This window comes from Dolichospermum sp. FACHB-1091 (assembly GCF_014697585.1).
Lineage (GTDB): Bacteria > Cyanobacteriota > Cyanobacteriia > Cyanobacteriales > Nostocaceae > Dolichospermum.
In genome coordinates, this window is the sequence record NZ_JACJSB010000002.1 from 26874 (window position 1) to 45766 (window position 18893).

The following is an 18893-nucleotide window of genomic DNA, read 5'->3' on the forward strand; positions in this document are numbered from 1 at the left end:
TCGTCCAAAAAATCCCTTTACAACCGACTGAGGATAGTTTTTAGGTAAATTTTGTATCTCATTCAACTGGATACCACCATATCAGTTACCGATTTTACCATTTTCTGATATTTTTCCTGCACTCACAGATAAAACCTGGGAATATTTTAACCATTGAGAATCAAAAGCACCTAAATGAGTAGTAGTAATCAAAGTTTGAAATCGGTCTTGAATAGCATCAAGTAATTGACCTTGACGAGATGGATCTAATTCAGCTAAAACATCATCTAATAATAACAAAGGTGGTTCATTAATCACTTCCTCAATTAATTGTAATTCGGCTAATTTCAAAGCTAACACTAAAGTTCTTTGTTGACCTTGAGAACCATATTTTCGCGCCGGAGTTTGATTAATAATTAATTCTATTTCATCGCGGTGTGGTCCAACTAAAGTTATGCCTCGATGTAATTCAGGAATCGCTCTTTGTTGTAGTTTAGCAAAAAAAGCAGCTTGTAATTCATGGGGAGAATTTCTTTCTAAAGGAACATTAGCAGCATATTTAATTTCTAGATTTTCTGATGCTCCACTAATACTATTATGCCATGCAGAAGCTAGAGGAGACAATCTTTGAATGGCTCTATCTCGTCTTAAAATTACCCTTGTCCCAGCGGTAACTAATTGTGCATTCCAGATAGCTAATTCTGATTGTAGAGACTTTTCTTGTGTATTGATATAGCGTTTTAAGAAAGCATTACGTTGGCGTAAAGTTTGGTTATATTGATGTAAAATATGGGCATAAACTGGTTCTAATTGAATTAATAATGTATCCAACCAATGACGACGACTATCGGGACTACCTCGTACTAATTCTAAATCTAAACTAGAAAATTCTACTGCATTGAGAACACCTAAAAAGTTCATTTGTTTGGGAATTATTTCCCCATTAATAGCGACAGTGCGACGGCCTTGACGACGGAGAGTGAGGGTTAAATCACTATTGCTATGAATCCTTTGTAAATTAGCACTAATTTGGGCTGTAGATTCACCTTCTTTAATTAAATCATGATCTCGTGCCATGCGGTGCGATCGCAATGTTGCTAATAATTCTACAGCTTCCAATAAATTTGATTTTCCTTGAGCATTATTACCCACCAAAATAGTTTTAGCAGCGGTAAATTCAACTTTTTGATTTTGATAATTACGAAATTGTTTCAGATGTAAAGTTTTTAAATACATATATATAACATATATAGAACTCCTATTTGATTTTTGATAGCTTGCGTCGCGTAGCTATACAAGACTCAGTAGGTATCAATTCTGTCTTTCTTCCTGTGTTCCCAGTTAAGAGTTCCCTATTCCCTGTAACCTGTAACCTATTCCCTGTTCCCTGTTCCCTCGTCATAACGACAATTTTTAACGCCAACCTACTTAAGGTACTGTTACCAAATCTAATTGGTACTTTTGAGAATCGCTGTCAATGCGTATAAATTCATTTTCCGGGTTATAGGTTTCAAATTTTCTCACATTGTCCTCTTTGTTGATAGCATTTTCTAAATAAGCTGAGGCTAATGTTGAAGTTACATAAATATTTCCATGTTGTTTGAATGCTTGTATTAGTTCAGATTCCTCTGGATAATCTTTGACTAAATGTTCCGCTAGAAATCCTTTTAAAATTATTCCTCTCAAGCCGGTTTTGTTGTATCCTGCCTTGGCGATCATCAATGATATATTATCAGAATTAAGATCAGGTAAATTATCGTAATCTTCAAAAAATGGGCAAAAAACTTTCATCAGATTTTTGACAGGATTTTTAACTTTTCCGTAATTGGGATCTTGTTGTTTTCTACGTTTTGATTCACCCATGATATCTATTTCCTACTATTTCCTAATTAATGTGAGAATTGTACACAAAATACAGATATTTATGATTAATATTCCTGTAGAGTATACAAAATTAAGGGATAAACAGGAATGAAAAAAACACAAATATCATCAAATGCTTGGTAATTTTCAAATCCTGTAAATCCTGATCTGGCTACGTTATCAGACAATTTACTTATTAAACATTTTTTTGGCCCCTAAAGCGGAAAAATAATTTCTCACCTTCAATCCAGACAAACATTAAAGCACTAAATGCAATACAAATTCCTAGTTCTTGTAAACTGAGTGCATGAGTACCAAAGAAACTTCGCAGGGGGGGAACATAAATTAACATTAATTGCAAAATTGTCGTCACAATTACCGCCCCCAATACAAAGATATTAGAGAAAGGATTCATTTCAATGGTAAGTCTATTATTAGAACGAATGGCGATCGCATGACCCATTTGTGCTAGACATAATGAGGTAAATACCATTGTTTTCCAAGTATCTTCATGTCCCTGATATCCAGGTGCGTGAGAATGTTGATAAGCCCACTGCATGAGAATAATGGTAATAATGGCGAAAACAATCCCAATGCGAATCATGTAAGCACCCAAACCCCTAGCAAAAATACTTTCACGGGGACTAAAGGGGGGACGCTGCATCACATCAGGTTCAGGGGGTTCTACAGCCAATGCTAAAGCTGGTAAACCGTCTGTAACCAAATTCATCCAGAGAATTTGCAAAGGACTCAAGGGAACACCGCCCAAACCTAACAAGGGTGCGGCCGCAATGGTGAGAACTTCACCAATATTACTACCAAGAATATACTTAATAAACCTGCGAATATTAGTATAAACAACTCTACCTTCCTTAGTGGCAGCGACTATAGTGGCAAAATTGTCATCTAGCAGGATCATGTCGCTGGCTTCCTTGCTCACATCTGTACCTGTGATGCCCATGGCAATGCCTATATCGGCTTGTTTGAGGGCGGGAGCATCATTCACGCCATCGCCCGTCATAGCCACAAATCGCCCACGACGTTGCAATGCTTGGACAATTCTTAATTTGTGTTCTGGGGAGACCCTGGCGTAAATACTCACTAAGTCTACCTGTGCTTCTAATTCCTGGTCACTTAGTAGTTGCAATTCCTTACCAGTAAGAACTCTATCACCTTTTTGGGCGATTCCTAAATCAATAGCGATCGCCTGGGCGGTTAATTGATGGTCGCCAGTGATCATTACCGGACGAATACCAGCGTGGCGACATTCTTCGACAGCAGCCCGCACTTCTGGCCGAGGCGCGTCTAACATTCCCACCAGTCCCAACCAAACTAAATCTACCTCAGAAGTGTCTTCTGAACCATCAGCAGGAACTTCCGTCAGGGGTTTATAAGCAAAACCTAAGACCCGCAAACCTTGACCCGCCATTTGGTCATTAGCTACTAGAATTTGGCTGCGTTGTTCGGCGTTGATAATAACCGCCCTATCACCTAAATGGATTTTTGTACACCTTTCCAGAGTTAATTCTGGTGAACCCTTGGTGAACATGAGATATTTTTCCGATTCGACAAAACCAGTAATAGCAGGGTCAATGGCTGTTAAGGAAGATTCGCCAGTAGCCACAGCTTCTATTTGACAAATCACACTCATGCGTTTTCGTTCAGAGGAAAAGGGAAATTCTGCCACACGAGGTAATTTACTATACCATTGGTCTTGCTCAATTCCTGCTTTTCCGGCCAAAGTAACTAAAGCCCCTTCCGTGGGGTCGCCTAAAATCGCCCATTGTCCTTGTTGTTGTTGCAAAACAGCATCATTACAAACAGCACAGGGAACAAGCAGGGCAGAAATTTCTGGAAATTCATCTAAACTGGCTTTTTTACCATGTAACTGAAAATCACCAATGGGGGTGTAACCTTCTCCAGTAACGCGAAAGGTAGAATTATTGGTGTATACCGACTGTACCACCATTTTATTTTGAGTCAGAGTTCCGGTTTTATCAGAACAAATAGTAGTTACAGAACCGAGTGTTTCTACTGCTGGGAGTTTGCGAATTAAAGCATTATGTTTGACCATGCGCTGAGTTCCCAAAGCCAGAGTAACGGTAATTACAGCCGGTAAACCTTCGGGAACTACCGCCACAGCCATACTTAAAGAAACTTCCACTAAATCTTGTAAATTTTTCCAGCCTCTTCCTTGAGTTAGATCATGGATAAGTCCACCACCAACTACTATGGCTACAAGAATTAAAGAACCGCTGACCAGGACATTACCCAGTTGGGTCATGCGTTGCTGTAGGGGTGTAGGTTCACCGTCCACAGACTGTAACATGGTGGCGATTTTACCTAATTCCGTAGTCATTCCCGTGTTAGTTACCAACACCTTAGCGCGGCCTTGGACAACTTCCGTACCTTGAAAAACTGAATTAAGGCGATCGCCTAAAGGTGCATCTTCTGGTAATGTGATTATAGCTTGCTTATTAACAGCCTCAGCTTCACCAGTTAAAGCAGACTCACGCACTTGTAAATTAGATTGTTCTATTAAGCGACCATCAGCGGCTATTTGCACTCCCGCTTCTAGTAGCATGATATCCCCTGGGACTAGATCCTTGGCTGCTATATCCCCCAGTTTACCGTCACGCAGGACTCGCACCGAGGGAGAAGATAGTTTTTTCAAGGCTGCTAGAGCTTTTTCAGCCCGGCTTTCTTGGACATAGCCCAAAATACCGTTCAGGATAACGATGGCCATAATGGCAATTGTATCCTTAAATGGCACTTCACCGGGTTTTAATGCCCCCCTAGACAAAGCCATCAAATCCAAAAAACCAGAAATGAAGGCAACTGCAATCAACATCAATAACATGATATTGGTAAACTGATCGAGGAGAATTTGCCAAGGGCTACGACCTCCATTTTCTTCTAGTTCATTTGTTCCATATTTTTGACGACGCTGTTCAACTTCTTGGGACGTTAAGCCGTTGTTTGCGTCACTATCTAGCATTTCTAGGGCTTTATCAACTGCCAAACCATGCCAGTGTTTGGTAGCTTCAGGTAAAGAATGAGCAGACATTGTGTAAGTTACAGGAAATGGTTGCAAAATTCGATCATAATTTAGTGATGTCAGAAAATGTGGAATTGGGTAATTGGGTAATTGGGTAATTGGGTAATTGGGTAATTGGGTAATGGGTAATTAGGAAAGATTCTCCCTTCCTCTTCGCTATTCCCCAGGACTTACGCGCAGGTTAGGAAATAATGAAATACGTATCTAAGCAAACGAAAGCAGCGCCAACGCAAAGCGTCCCTAGAAGGAGGGAAGATCATGAATAAGGGAGGCTTTGGGAGATATTTTGCGTAAGTCCTATTCCCTAAATAACAACTGACGTTAAAAAGTAATAATTTATGACTACTATGCTCAATAACACGAGTTTCCCACTACCCAGTTTGACAGTGAACCAAAATTTTGAACAGCAAAGAATTATCAGGCCAATTACTGCTGCTACCCTGCACGGGATTGCTTTTGCCGAAAATAGACTCATTGCTATTGATACAATTAAAGGTCATTTATTAGAAATTGACCCCCTCAGCGATAACAGCAAAATTATCAATCCCCACCAAGTCCGTGAATTTAAGGAAGTTACCGGATTGGCTATGTCGCAAGGTTATCTTTGGGTAACTCGTGGTAATAGTGTCTACTCTTGCAAATTCCCCTCTTTAGGTTTAGAACATTTTGTGACTTTACCCTATACCGCTGACGGCGTTGCTGTTTGGGAATCTACCGTTTATGTCAGTTGTCAAAGACTTGGCTATATTTTAATTTTTGACCGTGATACCCGCAGGGAAATCACTAAATTTTACGCCCCTGGTGTCGGCATAGAAAATTTAGCGGTGACAAAAGAAACTCTGTGGATATGCGATCGCACGGAACAAACTGTTTACTCTATGGATAGGGCAACCGGGGAAGTCCGTTTCAGTGTTCTTACTCCTTTTGATTCTCCAACAGGTATCGCTGTTTATGGACAGGATGAGACAGGTAAAGATCGTCTTTATGTGGCATACTCCAGTGAAGAACCTTACATCCGGGATAATCCTAATGCTGATCCCTGTTATGAGTTAACATACCGCGATCGCACATTCATTCATCCTCTACAATATCATTACCAGGAGGATAAACGCTACGCCCTTTCTAATGGTTATCTCATAGAAATGTCCTATCTTGAGGAAATTTCCCCCCTTGATGAGGTTTATTTAACTGATATAGAATGGCGTATTGCCCTACCCTCAGAAACGGAACGGCAAAAAGTTAAGCAAGTTGAAGCGATTGGCTTACCCTTCACAGAAGAAATCATTGACGGACAAAGGGTAGCCGTTTTTAAATTTGACACCCTCACTCCCGGAGAACGCCATATATTTGGCTGGAAAGCACTTGTGGAAGTATGGAGTATTAAATATCGCATTACTCCCAGAGACGTGGAAAAGTTACCAGAACTGTCACCAGAATTAAAAACTCGCTATCTGGTAGATGATGATGATTTAGCAATGGATACGGATATTGTTATCCGTGCGGCCAAGACAGCTATCGGTTCAGAAACTAACTTGTTACGGAAAATGTACAGTATCCGCAACTACGTCTATGATCAATTATCCTATGGTATTAAACCCCATATTGATTCGCCAGATGTGGTTTTAGAGCGTGGTGTTGGTTCCTGTGGAGAATATGTGGGTGTATTGCTGGCACTTTGTCGCTTGAATGGTATTCCTTGTCGCACTGTTGGTAGATACAAATGTCCAGTTTATGCTGAACATCAGGGAGTTCCCCTCCAACCCGATTTTAATCATGTTTGGTTAGAATTTTATATTCCCGGTATGGGTTGGTTGCCCATGGAATCTAATCCTGATGATCTCGAAGAAGGTGGACCCTATCCTACACGCTTTTTCATGGGTTTATGCTGGTATCATGTCGAAATTGGTAAAGGTATATCCTTTGAAACTTTAAGCCAGAATGGAGTCCGCTTGACTAAAGAAGATATTTCGCTGGGTGATTTAGCTATTAACCATATTCGGTTTACAATCCTGAAAGAATTACCGCCCTTTTAAGGTTATTTCTCCTTTCTTCCAGTCTCCAGACTGGAAGAGACTGGGAGTCCACCGGGAGATTCTCAGCTATCATGCTTATGCTCTGGGTGGGAATGCAAATCCAGGAAAATAGAGCAGGTAAGCTGTACTGCATTTAATTTGTATAATTATAGCGGGCAGGATGTCCACACCACAAAATTTGGCCATATTAGGATTGTACAATTTAGCTGCGTAACGGTTGACATTAGGACTGTTAAGTGAGAGAAATTACTTTGGGGATACTTGCAGCTTAGTGGCTGTTCCACAGCTTTGCGGCATATTTCCTGATAGTAAATAGTAATAATGATGCACGGGAGAGAGTGGTAATATGAGCAACCCTAGCAATTCCGGTAAGATAAAATTTGGTACTGATGGATGGCGCGGAATTATTGCTGATGATTTTACGTTTCCAAATGTGCGGAAAGTAACCAGGGCAATAGCTGGTTATTTGGAAACTGCTTATACTAAGGACAAACCAGTTTTAATCGCCTATGATACCAGGTTTTTAGCTGACGAGTTCGCCCAAACATCTGCCGCAGTTTTAGCAGATTTGGGTTGGAATGTACAAATTACTGACCGGGATTGTCCCACCCCAGTAATTGCCTACAATGCCCGTATTCTCAATTCCGCAGGGGCTTTGATGTTCACTGCTAGTCATAATCCTGCACCTTATTGTGGGATTAAATATATACCCGATTACGCGGGTCCTGCAACTCCAGAAATTACTGATACTATTGTCGCCAATATAGAAACGGCATCCGATGAATTACCTGGAAGTAACCCGTCTGGTACAATTTCTACTTTTGATCCCAAACCAGATTATTTGCATTTTATCTACACCTTGTTGGATGTGGAAAAAATTAAAAGTGCAAATTTAAAGGTCAAATATGATGCCCTTTATTCTACCTCCCGTGGTTATTTGGATGAAGTTTTGCAACACTGTGGTTGTCAATTAGAAAGTTTCCACACCTGGCGAGATGTGCTTTTTGGGGGTGGTATGCCTGAACCCAAAGGGGAACAGTTAGTTGAGTTGGTGGCCGCTGTTAAGGCTGATCATGCGGATTTGGGTTTGGCTACCGATGGTGATAGCGATCGCTTTGGTATCGTTGATGAACAAGGTAATGTCCTCACTCCCAATACAGTGTTGTTAGTCCTAGCACGACATTTGATTAAAAACAAGGGTAAAAGCGGTGCGATCGTTCGGACTGTGGCAACTACGCACTTATTAGATAATTTTGCGGCTAAGTATGGGCTGGAAATTTATGAAACTGCGGTGGGTTTTAAATACATTGGTGAGAAAATGCGGGAAACCGCCGTTTTGATTGGTGGGGAAGAATCCGGTGGTTTAAGTATCATTGGCCATATTCCTGAAAAAGATGGGGTTTTAGCAGATATGCTAGTGGCTGAAGCGATCGCTTATGAAGGTAAGCCTTTAAGTCAGTTGGTACAGGAAGCTATAGCCGAAGCGGATGGTCCTTTGTATAACAATCGCTTGGATTTACACCTCACAGAAGCTCATAAGATCGCTGTGATTAATAGTTACACTCAAAATCCCCCCTCAGAAGTGGCAGGAATTAAGGTCAAAGAGGTGGGAAGGAAAGATGGTATCAAACTCTATTTAGAAGAGGGTAGCTGGGTGTTACTGCGTCCTTCTGGTACAGAACCTTTGGTGAGGGTGTACATGGAAACTAACTCACCAGAAAAACTTAGTCAGATTGCTAAATTCATGGAAGGTGAAATTGCTAAGTTAGCATAGAACCCCACCCCTAACCCCTCCCCGCAAGCGAGGAGGGGGATGATATTTATTTAAAGATTTAAGTTATGATTTTGAAAATATTGGCCAATTTTTTAATATTACTAATTATAGCTGTTTGGGTAGTAGCGATCGCTCTCATTTCTGTCCAAAATGCTACTCCTGTATCTTTAAAGTTTTTGGTTTTTCAATCAATACAAATTCCCTTCGGGTTAATGTTAGCTTTTAGTGTGGCGGTCGGCTTGTTAGCTACAGCCGTTTTACAGCCTCTTTGGGAGTTGGGAGAATCTCAATCTGGAATAGATGAAGATGCCGAGTTTTTTGTTGATGACGAGGATTTTTAAAAGTTTCTCAATAAATAAGTAGGGCTTGCTGAATAAGTTATCTGTGAGGGCAGGGAACAGGGAACAGGGAACAGGGAACAGGGAACAGTTTTAACTGTCTGGATATCCTCTTGCCTGTCGGCAGACACGGCAATTTTCCAAATCCGACAAAGAAAAATGCACCTAGATAAATATTACTAAAAAATAGGGTATCTATTCTTTAGTGCTAAAATATTAGTAAAGTAAACAACTAACTAATTTAAAGTTATGGTTACTCAACCTCTAACCCTAAGTACATCAGAGGTCATCTACCCAGACAGTGATGGACAACCAATGGCTAATAATACAGAACAGTTTCGTTGGATATTAGTTATTCAACAAAATTTAGATTGGTTATTTGCAGATAAACCTGATGTTTTTGTGGCTGGTGATTTATTTTGGTATCCCATTGAAGGGAAAAATTATATAGTCAATGCACCAGACGTTATGGTTGTATTTGGACGACCAAAAAGTAAACGCGGTTCTTATTTACAATGGCAAGAAAATAATATTGCCCCCCAGGTAGTTTTTGAAATTCTTTCTCCTAGTAATTCCCAAACCGAAATGGAGAGGAAATTGATATTTTATGAAAGACATGGAGTAGAAGAATATTATATTTACAATCCTCAAAACAATCAGTTGAGAGGATGGTTAAAAACGGAAGATGGTTTAGATGTCATTTCGGAAATAGAAAATTGGGTTAGTCCCAGGTTAGGAATTAAGTTTGATTTATCAGGGGAAGAATTACAAATTTATCGTCCCGATGGTCATAAATTTTCTTCATATCTGGAAATTTCCCAACTTCTAGAACAGGAAAAACAACATGCTGAACAAGCAGAAACAGCATTAGCCGCAGAAAGGAGAAAAACGCAACTTTTAGCTGAAAAATTAAAGGCTTTAGGTGTGAATCCTGATGAACTAGAGTAATACTAAAAAACAAAAATAGTCGGTTAAAACCGACTTTTACTTTTAGTTATTCTGGATAGCGTTTTGATGTATGCAGTATTCGCAGAACTTCTACAGATTCACCTGATGTTTTTGTTGATAGGTTGATAGTGGGAAATACACGACATCAATATCAAGTAATTACAATATGGGAAGAAGACAGCAAAACACTTTTAAAGTCTCCTGCTTTATTACCTTTGGCAGTTTTAGCCAAGACAGATGAACCAAATAAGTTACTTCAGCAAGTTGCTTTAGAAATAGATAAAATAGAAGAACAAGCGCAACAAAATACTATAGCAGCTTGTGTGGAATTATTGGCTGGTTTAAAGTTTGAGAAACAGTTGATTAAACAATATTTTCGGGAGGAAACTATGGAAGAATCTGTGATTTATCAAGAGATTATTAACCGTGGGAAGTTAGAGCTTATTTCCCGTTTGTTGAAACGTCGTATTGGCGAGATTTCCGCAAAATTGGAGTCACAAATTAAAGAGTTATCTGGTGAAAAGTTAGATGAGCTTTCGGAAGCTATTTTGGATTTTTCACAACCTGATGATTTGGTAAATTGGATGGCGAATCAAAGTTAAAATATTTTCTCACGCAAAGAGGAAAAGATATTTTTTATGAGTCGGTTTTCACCGACTTTCGCTTTTAGACTCTTAATTTATTCCCTGGATATCAGAAATGTTTAATTTTGTTACGCTATCTTGTGCTATTTATACAAGATTATTGTATACTAAAAGCATAACTATTTAGTAAATCAGGCTACATTAAAAATGCAAGCATCAGAAACTAAGCTTAGGGAGATTATTCAAGGCGATAAACAATATATTGTACCTTTATTTCAACGTCCGTACAGTTGGAAAAAATCCCAGTGGGAAGCATTATGGAATGATATTTTAGAATTATGTAATACGGAAAATCCTCGTCCTCATTTTATGGGTTCTATTGTGACTATACCAGTTTCTGGATTGCCAGAAGGAGTCAGCAAATATTTATTAATTGATGGACAACAAAGATTAACTACTATTTTTATTCTGTTTTCGGCTTTGCGAGATCAAGTTAAAGATACTAATAAGCAATTAGCAGAAGAATTACATAATAAATTCCTTATTAATCAATATCAGCAAGATCCTGAAATTTATAAATTACAACCTACTCAAGTAGACAGACAATCATTTTATAGTTTGATCAATTCACTAGATAATTCAGTACATAATATTGATAAAAATGCCCCAATTATTAAACAATGCTATTTATTTTTTGATAGGAAAATTAGACAAAGTAATCTGGAATTTGGGAGAATAAAGCAAGTAATTTCTAGTTATTTATCTATTGTGAGCGTTGTTTTAAGCACAGAAGATAATCCTTATTTAGTCTTTGAAAGTCTCAATGCTAAGGGTGAACCTTTAACACAAGCTGATTTAATTCGTAACTATTTCTTCATGAGAATTAATACAGATAATCAAGACAATGCTTATAAAAAATATTGGCTACCAATGCAAGAAACTCTAAATGATAATGATAATTTAACAGAGTTTATCAGGCATTACTTAACAAAAGATGGTGTGGAAATTAAGAAAGATGAAGTTTATTTTGAAATTAAAGAAAGAATGAGTAAAAGTGAAGCTCTTTCTTATTTACAAAATTTATATAAATTTTCAGAATATTATGCAAAACTTTTACATCCAGTCAAAGAGGATAATTTAAAAATTCGTCGGTTTCTAGAAAGAGTCAACCGTTTAGAAATAGCTACTGTTTATCCTTTTTTACTTAATTGTTATCATGATTATGAAGAAAATAAACTTTCAGAAGCAGATTTTATTTCTGTTTTGCAGATTTTAGAAAATTTCATTATTCGCCGATTTGTTTGTAATGTTCAAACCAGGGGATTAAATAGAATCTTTTCTGTACTGTATTCTCAAGTTAGCAAAGCAAGTAATTTAGCTCATGCTGATTTTGTGGAAAGATTAAAACTAGATTTACAAAATCGTGATTATCCCAAAGATACAGAATTTCAGAAAAGTTTATTGGATGTTAAATTATACGGTACTGGACGTTCTAAAAAAGGTAAATTAATTTTAAAATCTATTGAAGAATCTTTTAATCATAAAGAACAGGTCATTTTGGATGGTCTGGAGATTGAACATATTATGCCACAAACTATAAATAAATGGTGGCAAGAACATTTAGGGGAACATTGGGGGATAACTCATGATTTACTACTTCATTCTTTGGGTAATTTAACTATTACAGCTTACAATGGTGAATTATATAATTTGGAATTTGTTGATAAAAAAGAAATATTGATTAATAGTCATTTAGAAATCAATAAATACTTTGAAAATCAAGAAACTTGGAAAAGAGAGGATATAGAAAAAAGAAGTTTAGATTTATCTGAGATAGTTTTACAAATTTGGCCTTACTTTGGTAATGAAAATCTTATCATTCCATCCAAAAGTAAATTAACTGGTACAACTCCCAAACAACTAAGAATTTTTGGTAAGGAATATCCTGTCAAAAGTTGGCGAGATGTTTTAGAAACAACTTTAAATGTGATCGCTGATTTAGAACCAGATACATTTAAAGATATTATGGAACAATTTCCCCGTTTTATTAGTAGAGATGGAAAAGAATTTCGGGATACAAGAAAATTAGAAAATGGTGTGTTCATTAATGTAAATTTATCAGCTAGGGATATTAATGCTTTTTGTATTAAAGCTATCGAAACCGCAGCACTTTCTACAGAAGAATGGGAAGTAGAAACCACAAGTTAATTTATGTTATGTATCATTTCCCAAAACCCTTATTTTCCTATTTTGTTCCTTAGCACCTTTGCATGAAACAAAAAAAGAGCGATATCTGATGTATGTAATTACCTGCATTTTACACAAAGACCAGATTCCAGATCATTAGTTTTCGCCAAACAACAATAACAGATTTTAAAATAGTCTGTATGTCCTTCTAAAATTTCCCCCGGATTACAATCATCTTCATAACGAGCTAGTTTGACAATTTCTTCAATCAGATTTTGCTTTTTTTCTTGATCCAAATGATCAAAACAATGCTCACGTCTTGTAAATTGTAATCACTTCATTTAACATATAACTTCCGCTATGATTTGACATAGAATTTACTCCTATTGAAAAACTGAGAATATCACATTTATTCTATTATAGTACAAAAATACTTGTAAATTCTGTAAACAATTTTTATAAATGTAAGTTTAGATACCATATATACTGTTACCCTAGCGATCGCGCACCGACAACCTTTAACTACAGTAAAATAATTACAAATCCCTATTCACAGCAGCTTAATTGACATTTTTAAATATGATATTCTGAACTTGATAAGGAAGAACTATCTCACAAACAGACAAAATAACTCTCCGCGCCTCTGCGTCTCTGCGTGAAAAAAAATCATAATTAAATTTATACGTATGCTAGTTTAGCAGTGCTATATGTTTGCTTATTATGCCCATTACCTTAAAAAATTTGTTAAAAACTTAAATAAAATTCCTGCAAAAAGATAAAAATATAATCCTAAACTATTTTTACTATTTCAATAAGCATTGAAATACTAAACAGAAGTATCAGATCATAATACATAAAGACAATTTAGAAAACAAAAACTAATTGTATAAAAAATATAAATAGAAAATTTTAAAAATTAACATCTCATGGTAAACTGATAAAACTATTTATAACAACGAAATTAATATGCCAGCCCCAGATACAACCCGTCGAATTACACCTAACACCATTCAGCAAGACATAGACTCCTATAACGGACTCACAGCCGTCATTGGTTATGCTACTGGTCGCGTAGAAGCTACACCAGAAGCATTACAGAAAGCATACACAGAAATGGTAACAAAACAACAAGAAGAAACCGAAAAACAAGCATTATTTAAAGCCGCCGCAGATGCAGCAAAACAAGCAGAATGGGAGTTCCATAAAGCCGTTCTAGCTATGAAAGAAGCAGTAAAAGGTCAATTTGGGTCAGATAGTGATGCAGCCCAAGCAGTAGGCTTTAAAAAAAAATCAGAACGGAAACGTCCCACCAAAAAGAAAATGGATTAAATGAACCACAAAGACGCAAAGGACGCAAAGCAACAAAAAAGAACAAAGATATAGGTAAAATATAAAACAAAATCTTATCTCAGTGCCTCTGCGTCTCTGCGTGAGAAAAAACTAAATCTTATATATCTAAAGATGCTTCTATTAACTTCACAGCGTTTTGCGTCACTGTCACCTTATTATGCGGTTTTTTCTTAAAAGTCAAACCAGCTTCACCCATATCAATCAAGATGGTATCACCAGAAATAAAAGTATTTTCCAGTAATTTGGTAGCCAGAGGATTTTCCACTTCTCGCTGAATTGACCGTTTTAACGGACGTGCGCCATAAACTGGGTCATATCCAGCTTCTACAAGATGATCACAAGCGGCTTGTGATATCTCAAAAGATATTTTTTGTTCTTTAAGTAGATTTTCCACCCGTTTAAGTTGAATACGAATGATATGCCGCATTTCTGAACGATTAAGAGTGTGGAAGAGAATAATATCATCAACGCGGTTGAGAAATTCGGGACGGAAGTGACTTCGTAAACCTTCCATGACTTTATTACGCATCAAATCATACTTAGAATCATCGCCGGCGACATCTAAAATATGTTCACTTCCAATGTTGCTAGTCATGACTATGACAGTATTTCGGAAATCTACAGCCCGTCCTTGGGAATCAGTAACTCTACCATCATCCAAGACTTGCAATAAAATATTAAATACATCGGGGTGGGCTTTTTCCACTTCATCCAACAGTACCACAGAATAAGGATGTCTGCGAATGGCTTCGGAAAGTTGTCCCCCTTCTTCATAACCAACGTATCCTGGAGGCGCTCCTACTAAACGGGAAACGGAATGCTTTTCCATGTATTCGGACATATCCAAACGCACCAAAGCATCCTCTGAATCAAAGAGAAATTGAGCTAAAGCGCGAGCCAGTTCAGTTTTACCCACGCCAGTTGGTCCCATAAACAAAAATGACCCAATAGGTCGAGAGGGGTCTTTCATCCCCGCACGGGCGCGGCGAATCGCCGCAGAGACGGCGGAAACGGCTTCTTCTTGACCAATTACCCTTTCATGTAAATGACTTTCTAATTTGAGTAATTTTTGTCTTTCCGATTCTAAAAGCCGATTTACGGGGATTCCTGTCCATTTTGCCACAATTTCGGCAATATCGGCTTCTGTGACTTGTTCCCGCAGCAGGGTAGAACCTTGGGTTTGAATTTCTGATAGTTGGGTTTCTTTGCTTTCCCGTTCTCTTTGTACGCCCTCTAATTTACCATACTTGAGTTGGGCGGCTTTATTTAAATCATAATCTCGTTCTGCTTGTTCAATTTGTACCCTTAGCGTATCCTCTTCTTTTTTTAAACCGCTAATAGCTTCTAATAACTGCTTTTCTCCTTGCCATTGTTGATTAAATACTTCCTGTTTAACTGTTAAACTGGCAATTTCTGCCTGAATTCGTTCTAATCGTTCTCTAGTTGGGGAAATACTCTGTTCTTCTCTCGATAATGACAGCTTTTCCATTTCTAGCTGCATTAATCTTCTATCAATGGTTTCTAATTCCGCTGGTTTGGATGTAATCTCCATTTTTAATTTCGCTGCGGCTTCGTCAACCAAGTCTATGGCTTTGTCTGGTAGAAATCTATCAGCAATATAACGCGCTGACAAGGTTGCGGCAGCCACTAAAGCAGAATCAGAAATTTTGACGTTATGATGCACTTCATAACGTTCTTTTAAACCCCGCAGAATAGAAATTGTATTTTCTACGGTTGGTTGATCTACATATACCTGTTGAAAACGTCTTTCTAATGCTGCGTCTTTTTCAATAAATTTGCGATATTCGTCTAAGGTAGTTGCACCAATACAACGTAGTTCACCACGGGCTAACATGGGTTTGAGTAAATTACCAGCATCCATAGATCCTTGTTGATTAGAACCAGCGCCGACAACGGTATGGAGTTCATCAATAAATAAAACTACTTGCCCATTTGATTCAGTAACTTCACGCAGAACATTTTTTAAACGGTCTTCAAATTCACCTCTATATTTGGCACCAGCAATCAAACTACCGATATCTAAAGAGATTAATTGGCGGTTTTTTAGAGATTCAGGAACGTCACCATTGACCATTCTTTGGGCTAAAGCTTCCGCGATCGCAGTTTTACCGACTCCTGGCTCACCAATTAATACAGGGTTATTTTTGCTACGACGAGATAACACCTGAATGACCCGGCGAATTTCATCATCTCTACCGATAACCGGATCTAATTTTCCGGCTTTGGCTTGTTCTGTCAAATCTCGTCCAAATCTTTTTAAAGCTTCATCAGGTACATCTGCTTCTGTTTTAGGAGATGATTTCACTTTTTGACTATTGCGAGCAGATTTAACCCCAAGTTCTACTTGAGCGATATCTATATTTAAGCTTTTAAATAAGCGTTTACCAATCCGTTCATCATCAGCAAAGGCCAAAATTATATGTCCTTCCGAGATTTCCTCCTCTTTCATTTTGGCTCTAATTTCATTAGCTTTATCCAGCAGCAAATCCAAATTACGCCCCAGGTAAAGTTGATCACTTTTTCCCACCTTCGGTTGACGCTGAGTAAAAGCCTCTAATTGTTGTTTAAATCGGACATGATCAACCTCCGCGCGGGTGAGAATGGCTGTAGCTAGGCTGGTTGGTTCTTCTAAAAGAGCAATAATTAAATGTTCAACTTCTAATTGTTGTTGTTTATAGGCGCGAACCACGTCTTGGGATTTGGTTACCGCTTCCCAGGCTGTATCAGTAAATTTATCAGGATCTGTAGGCTGCATCTTGAGAATTTTAGATGTTAGATTTTAGATTTGTGACTTAAGTTTAGAGGTCAAATGGGTAAAGGGTAAAGAAGTTATTGATCTTCCTACCCTCTACCTTAAATTATTCTGGAGTTTTTAACTGAATCAATTCAACTTTATAACCATCTGGGTCTTCGACAAAAGCAATTACCGTTGAACCATGTTTCATAGGTCCTGGTTCTCGAACAACTTTACCACCCAATTGGCCAATGGCTTCACAGGTAGCGTAAATATCATGCACACCTAAAGCGATATGACCATAGGCATTTCCTAAATCATACTTTTCTACGCCCCAATTGTGGGTGAGTTCTATGACTGAGTGGTCACTTTCTTCCCCATAACCGACAAAAGCCAGGGTAAACTCTCCCCCTGGGTAATCTTTGCGTCGGAGTAACTTCATTCCCAGGATATCACAGTAAAATTTCAAGGACTCGTCTAAATTACCTACTCGGAGCATGGTGTGTAGTAATCGCATATTTACCCTTTGTTCAATTCTTAATATTTTATATCTGATCAAGAATTTTCAGGAAACTTACGTTTAATTCTGTTTTGAATTGCCCAATTGTTAATAATTATGTATTAACTAATTTCAGCAACGGTTTGTGGTAGAATTGATTTTAATTTCAGATGGAAGAAATAATTATGATTTCATCACCTTTGATATTACATTTTCCCTCATCAATGCAAATGACAGATGAACAATTCTTTCAATTCTGTCAAGAAAACCGTGATTTACGCATTGAGAGAAATCAATTTGGAGAAATATCAATTATGTCACCCGCAGGTTCAGAAACAGGAAACCGTAACTTTAACTTAGCTGGACAATTATATGTGTGGTCAGAAAAAGATAACACAGGAATTTGTTTCGATTCTAGCACGGGATTTACACTTTCTACAGGTGCAAAACGTTCTCCTGATGCCGCTTGGATCAAATTAGAAAGATGGAATCAACTTACACCAAAACAGCAGAAAAAATTTGCACCTATTTGTCCTGATTTTGTCATTGAACTAAGGTCAGATTCTGATAATTTACAACCTTTAAAAGAGAAAATGCAGGAATATATGCAAGAACCAGAAATCCAATTAGGTTTATTAATTGATCGTAAAAATCGCCGAGTTTATATTTATCGTCCTGAAGAAAAAGAGGAATGTTTAGAAAATCCTGATACTGTGAATTGTGATCCTATTTTACCGGGATTTGTTTTGAATATGAGTAAAATTTGGTAAAGAAAATAATCAACAAAATAACAGGAAAAAAAGAACAGGAAATAATTATGCTTTCATCTCCTTTAATGTTGCAAATGCCATCATCAATGACAGATGATCAATTTTTTGAATTTTGTCAATTAAACCGTGATTTACGCATTGAGAGAAATAAATTTGGAGAAATATCAATTATGCCACCAGCAGGTTCAGAAAGGGGAAACCGAGAGTTTAATATTGCTGTACAGTTAGGAATTTGGTCAGAAAAAGATGGTACAGGAATTGGTTTTTCTTCCAGTACAGGCTTTACACTTTCTACAGGTGCAAAACGTTCTCCTGATGCTGCTTGGATAAAATTAGAAAGATGGAATCAACTTACACGAAAACAGCAGAAAAAATTTGCACCTATTTGTCCTGATTTTGTGATTGAATTAAGGTCAGATTCTGATCAATTGCAGCCTTTAAAAGATAAAATGAATGAATATATGCAAGAACCAGAAATCCAATTAGGTTTATTAATTGACCGTAAAAATAGCCGAGTTTATATTTATCGTCCTGGACAAATAGAAGAGTGTTTAGAAAATCCTGATACTGTGAATTGTGATCCTATTTTACCGGGATTTGTTTTGAATATGGGTAAAATTTGGTAGTGATAAAATCAATAATAATTGATATTTATAAGCTGTTTTATATTTAAAAACTTTGGTTGATATTATTTGATAATATTTGAAATAGAAAGCAAAAAAAACCTCCGAACTTCATAAAAAAACTCAGAGATT

General features: G+C 37.5%; 14 protein-coding genes. 9 read left to right on the forward strand and 5 right to left on the reverse strand.

Annotation, left to right across the window (positions count from 1 at the left end; genetic code table 11):
• Positions 1 to 81: 81 nt before the first annotated feature.
• The 3 genes from recF to H6G25_RS01235 form a co-directional block, all read right to left on the reverse strand.
• Entirely contained in the window at positions 82 to 1215 is a 1134-nt protein-coding gene (gene recF, locus H6G25_RS01225; protein ID WP_190390936.1) for a DNA replication/repair protein RecF, read from the reverse strand.
• A 192-nt stretch (positions 1216 to 1407) separates the two neighbouring features.
• On the reverse strand, positions 1408 to 1842 hold the full coding sequence (locus tag H6G25_RS01230; protein WP_190390937.1) for a hypothetical protein: 435 nt from the start codon (positions 1840 to 1842) through the stop codon (positions 1408 to 1410).
• Between the two features lie 196 nt (positions 1843 to 2038).
• Positions 2039 to 4909, reverse strand: coding sequence for a cation-translocating P-type ATPase (locus H6G25_RS01235; protein ID WP_190390938.1), 2871 nt, complete (start codon positions 4907 to 4909; stop codon positions 2039 to 2041).
• A 338-nt stretch (positions 4910 to 5247) separates the two neighbouring features.
• Between H6G25_RS01235 and H6G25_RS01240 the strand changes: the two genes are divergently transcribed.
• The 7 genes from H6G25_RS01240 to H6G25_RS01270 all read left to right on the forward strand — a co-directional run bounded on the left by H6G25_RS01240 (position 5248) and on the right by H6G25_RS01270 (position 14093).
• Complete coding sequence (locus H6G25_RS01240) at positions 5248 to 6933, forward strand: transglutaminase domain-containing protein (RefSeq protein WP_190391085.1); 1686 nt, start codon at positions 5248 to 5250, stop codon at positions 6931 to 6933.
• 346 nt (positions 6934 to 7279) lie between these two features.
• Entirely contained in the window at positions 7280 to 8707 is a 1428-nt protein-coding gene (locus H6G25_RS01245; protein ID WP_190390939.1) for a phosphoglucomutase/phosphomannomutase family protein, read from the forward strand.
• A gap of 65 nt (positions 8708 to 8772) precedes the next feature.
• Complete coding sequence (locus tag H6G25_RS01250) at positions 8773 to 9048, forward strand: lipopolysaccharide assembly protein LapA domain-containing protein (protein ID WP_190390940.1); 276 nt, start codon at positions 8773 to 8775, stop codon at positions 9046 to 9048.
• Positions 9049 to 9294: 246 nt separating this feature from the next.
• Positions 9295 to 9993, forward strand: coding sequence for a Uma2 family endonuclease (locus tag H6G25_RS01255; RefSeq protein ID WP_190390941.1), 699 nt, complete (start codon positions 9295 to 9297; stop codon positions 9991 to 9993).
• Positions 9994 to 10121: 128 nt separating this feature from the next.
• The gene (locus tag H6G25_RS21615; RefSeq protein WP_347239137.1) at positions 10122 to 10595 is read left to right on the forward strand and encodes a DUF4351 domain-containing protein; all 474 of its coding nucleotides are present in this window, start codon (positions 10122 to 10124) and stop codon (positions 10593 to 10595) included.
• 189 nt (positions 10596 to 10784) lie between these two features.
• Positions 10785 to 12785 carry a DUF262 domain-containing protein gene (locus H6G25_RS01265; RefSeq protein WP_190390942.1) on the forward strand — a complete coding sequence of 667 codons (2001 nt, stop codon included), beginning with the start codon at positions 10785 to 10787 and terminating at the stop codon, positions 12783 to 12785.
• A gap of 945 nt (positions 12786 to 13730) precedes the next feature.
• Positions 13731 to 14093: a hypothetical protein gene (locus H6G25_RS01270; protein ID WP_028090685.1), complete on the forward strand. Its 363-nt coding sequence runs from the start codon at positions 13731 to 13733 to the stop codon at positions 14091 to 14093.
• Positions 14094 to 14211: 118 nt separating this feature from the next.
• Here H6G25_RS01270 and clpB read toward each other — a convergent pair whose 3' ends face one another.
• Together clpB and gloA are read right to left on the reverse strand one after the other, a co-directional pair.
• The gene (gene clpB, locus H6G25_RS01275; protein ID WP_190390943.1) at positions 14212 to 16890 is read right to left on the reverse strand and encodes an ATP-dependent chaperone ClpB; all 2679 of its coding nucleotides are present in this window, start codon (positions 16888 to 16890) and stop codon (positions 14212 to 14214) included.
• 103 nt (positions 16891 to 16993) lie between these two features.
• Positions 16994 to 17386, reverse strand: a complete 393-nt coding sequence (gene gloA / locus H6G25_RS01280) for a lactoylglutathione lyase (RefSeq protein WP_190390944.1) — start codon at positions 17384 to 17386, stop codon at positions 16994 to 16996.
• 167 nt (positions 17387 to 17553) lie between these two features.
• On the opposite strand from gloA, the gene H6G25_RS01285 reads away from it, so the two are divergent.
• Together H6G25_RS01285 and H6G25_RS01290 are read left to right on the forward strand one after the other, a co-directional pair.
• Entirely contained in the window at positions 17554 to 18138 is a 585-nt protein-coding gene (locus H6G25_RS01285) for a Uma2 family endonuclease (protein ID WP_190390945.1), read from the forward strand.
• 47 nt (positions 18139 to 18185) lie between these two features.
• Positions 18186 to 18764, forward strand: coding sequence for a Uma2 family endonuclease (locus H6G25_RS01290; RefSeq protein WP_190390946.1), 579 nt, complete (start codon positions 18186 to 18188; stop codon positions 18762 to 18764).
• Positions 18765 to 18893: the final 129 nt, after the last annotated feature.